1 protein-coding gene is annotated in these 487 nt (G+C 59.8%); it reads left to right on the top strand.

Features of this window, described 5'->3' with window-relative positions:
- Positions 1 to 487: immunoglobulin-like domain-containing protein (locus GIB19_RS28180; RefSeq protein WP_274888865.1), on the top strand; the 487-nt coding region annotated here is incomplete at both ends.

The following is a 487-nucleotide window of genomic DNA, read 5'->3' as shown; positions in this document are numbered from 1 at the left end:
TGGCGAAACCAGCGCGCCGTACACCCACGACGCGCAGGGCGACGACGTCTACAAAGATGCCGGTGAAATCGAGTTGGGCGTGAAGTCGGCAGCAGACATCGATGGCCGTGCCTTCGAGAACCTGCAGCTGGGCGATGCCGCCTCGGTCAAAGTCACCGACACCACCGACGATGTCGTGGCCAAGCTGACCGCTACGCCTTCGGTCACCGAAGGTGGTGCGATCACCTACACCATCACCCTGACCAACAAAGATGGCTTGCCGATCGACAAGCACTCGGCACTGACCTTCACCCTGAGCGACGGCACCACCGTCATCACCGTGCCGGCCAACAGCACCACTGGTTTCACCACCGTGACTGCTCCGGACAACGTCTACACCGGTACTAACGATCCAGTGATCAAATCGATCGCTTCGGTAGATGGCGCTGATGTCGGCAAGTTCGAGAACCTGGTTCTGGACAAAACGCCGGTCAGCACTGCTGTCACT

Origin of the sequence: Pseudomonas sp. ITEM 17296 (assembly GCF_028895205.1) — a bacterium.
Lineage (GTDB): Bacteria > Pseudomonadota > Gammaproteobacteria > Pseudomonadales > Pseudomonadaceae > Aquipseudomonas > Aquipseudomonas kermanshahensis.
Note: the sequence above shows the minus strand (reverse complement) of the source record. Positions and strands in the feature narration are given on the sequence as shown.